Origin of the sequence: Pseudorhodobacter sp. (assembly GCF_030452865.1) — a bacterium.
Classification (GTDB): Bacteria; Pseudomonadota; Alphaproteobacteria; order Rhodobacterales; family Rhodobacteraceae; genus Pseudorhodobacter.
This window is the reverse complement of record NZ_JAKDLJ010000448.1, coordinates 1-2,727: the sequence shown is the minus strand read 5'-3', so window position 1 is coordinate 2,727 and position 2,727 is coordinate 1. Positions and strand designations below refer to the sequence as shown.

The 2,727-nt window shown below is 61.0% G+C and carries 3 protein-coding genes; 1 reads left to right on the top strand and 2 read right to left on the bottom strand.

The window, feature by feature from the left end; genetic code table 11:
• The coding region (locus L0H65_RS17875; RefSeq protein WP_301460565.1) for a dihydrodipicolinate synthase family protein at positions 1-783 on the bottom strand (783 nt) is incomplete at its 3' end.
• 161 nt (positions 784-944) lie between these two features.
• On the opposite strand from L0H65_RS17875, the gene L0H65_RS17870 reads away from it, so the two are divergent.
• Entirely contained in the window at positions 945-1,844 is a 900-nt protein-coding gene (locus L0H65_RS17870; RefSeq protein ID WP_301460564.1) for a LysR family transcriptional regulator, read from the top strand.
• Between the two features lie 2 nt (positions 1,845-1,846).
• Here L0H65_RS17870 and L0H65_RS17865 read toward each other — a convergent pair.
• A partial coding sequence (locus L0H65_RS17865; protein WP_301460563.1) for a LysR family transcriptional regulator occupies positions 1,847-2,727 on the bottom strand: 881 nt, incomplete at its 5' end.

The window sequence follows — 2,727 nt, the reverse complement described above, 5'->3', positions numbered from 1 at the left end:
CCGCACCGGTTCCAGACTTGCGCTGATCTCCCGCGCCTTGTCAAAATCTCCGGCAAAGGCGGCTTGGGTATAATCATGCATCCGCCGATCACGCGCGGTCTGGATCATGTAGGGCGGCGAGGAGCAGAGATAGAGCCGCCAGTCCATCTCGATGATATTGTCCAGCCATTCTTCTTCGGATGCGGTGGAAACGATGATCCGGTCTTTCGCCATGCCATGCAATTCGCGGTACATCGGGCGCGGCACCGAATATTTGATCGCGACAACGGTTTCCAGATCGGCAAGCCGGTTGCACAGGCGGGGGCTCATCAGATAGCCGCTGTCAGGGTGCGACCACAGCGCCATGCCGATATCCACCTTGTCGGCAATTGTCTGGTAATAGCGCATCAGGGTTTCGTCCTGCGCTTTCTGGAAATGTAAAACCGGCGCGTGAACGACGATGTAATCCGCGCCGCAGTTTTGCGCGTGTTTTGCCAGCTCAATCACCACGTCCATATTCTGATCGGAACAGGACATGATGGTTTGCGCCCGCCCATCGCAGGCCGAAACCGCGAGATCAAAGTTGCGCTTGCGTTCATCCAGTGACATCGAAAAACACTCACCTTGCTTGCCCGCGACGAAGAAACCGGCGATGCCAAGGTCTTCGATCCAGTGGTTCATGTTGGCACGAAAGCCATCCTCATCCACCGCACCATCGGCATTGAACGGGGTCAGGCAAGCGGCCCAGATACCTTTCATATTGGCAAAGGCGTAGGATTTGGCGTCTTTCCGGCTATATTTCATGGTTTTTTCCCTGTCATCGCACGCAACAGCGTTTCGGCGGTCAGGGCAATGCAATTCCCGTCGTGTTTGGAAACGACGTGCCCTTCCCCGACCATTTGAACAGGAGGTGACATATTAGGCAATCTGGCTCTATGTTATTAAATGATAAGCTGAGGAAGTGAATGACTCGCCCCAACCTGCGTCAGATCGAAGCGGTTCTGGCCGTGGCCGAAACCGGAAATTTTTCACGCGCGGCGGAGCGTTTGGGTATGACACAGCCCGGCGTGAGCCAGGCCGTCCGTGAGATTGAGTCGCTGCTGAACCTGCGGCTGTTTGATCGCACCACGCGGCGGGTGGTGCTGACCCCTGCCGGGCGGGCGTTTCGCGACGGTGCGGTGAAAAGCATCGAGGCACTGGATGGTGCGGTGGCCGAGGCGCAGGACATCCGGGCGCTGCGGGCCGGCTTTTTGCGGCTGGCAGCACCGCCGTTTCTGGCGGCAACCGTGCTGCCCCGCGTCTTGGTTGATTTCCAGTCACTGCATCCGGGGGTCGCGCTGGAACTGGTAGATACGACGACCGAACAGATTTTGGCGCGGATCGCCGCAGGTCAGGCCGATCTGGGGTTGGGGACGTTTCCGCCTGGTTTGGCGGAAGTTGGCCATCGACCCGTCTTGCGCGATGAAATGATGGCCTTTACGAATGCGACGGCAGAATTGCCCGTGGACCTGCGCTGGGCCGATCTTGCAGCGCACCCGATCATTGTGTTGACGCGCAAGTCCGCGTTGCGACTGCCGGTCGAACTGGGGTTTGAGGCGGCGGGCCTGACGCTGCGCCCGGCGTTTGAGGTTGAACAGATCGCGACCGCGCTGGCGCTGGCCGGGGCGGGGTTGGGTGTGGCGATCCTGCCCGGTTACGCGCGCGCGGGGATGATGCCGGGGACGGGTTTGACAGCGCATGTCCTGACCGCCCCGACCATTCGGCGTGAGGTGGCGTTGATCTACGCGGTTGATCGCAGCCTCAGCCCCGCCGCCGCCGCGTTCGCCGATCATCTGACCCACAGCCTGCGCAAACTCGCGCCATAGGCTCAACCGGGGAAGGTGCTCGATTTCAATGCTGTAATGACCTGTCCAATGCGGGCTTCGGCCTCGGGCGTTTGGGCGGCGACGATCAGCACTTGTTCAGCGGCGGCAGCGTCGGTGATCATGCGCGCCACCAGTGGCTTGCCGTCATAGCTTTGGTTGCCGGGAGGTGTGGTATAGCTGATCCCCACGCCGTCACCATTGGCCGCAAGGCTGCGCATCAGTTCAAGCGATCCGACGCGATGGGCGACGAAGGGGGTGACGCCCTGCATCTTGAACAGCCCCAGCACATGCCTAAGGGACAGCGCCTCCTCAAACAGGATCAGCGGGTCCGTTGCAATGTCACGCAGGCGGAGGGATTGGCGGGACGCAAGTTTATGGTCGGGGGCGAGAAAGGCCGATGGTTGCAAACCGCCCCAGACATGGCGCTGAAAACGGCTGTCCAGCCCGATATCATAGGTGATCGCAAGGTCGATCTGGCCCTGTCGCAACGCCTCGGCCAGACTGGTGAAATCCGCCACGAGGTAGGTTAGCCGCAGCCCCGGAAAAGCTTCCCGCAACGCCCGCGTAGCCGGGCCGATGCACAGCGGCGCAAGGTCGTTGAAACACCCAAGCGTCAGGCTGCTTTCTGCCTGCATTCGGGCATCGGCGGGGTCGGTCAACGCTGCTGCTTGCGACAGCAAATGCCGGGCGCGCTGGATGAAGTCGCGGCCAAACGGCGTCAACCGGATACTCCGCCCGCGCCTGCGATCAAACAGTTTCTGGCCCAGATGCGCCTCTACCTGGGTCAGTGCGACGGAAAGCGATGGCTGCGACACGCCCAGCCTGTCCGCAGCAAGGCTCAGGCTTGGCGCATCAGCGGTTGCGGTGATATATTCAAGCTGGC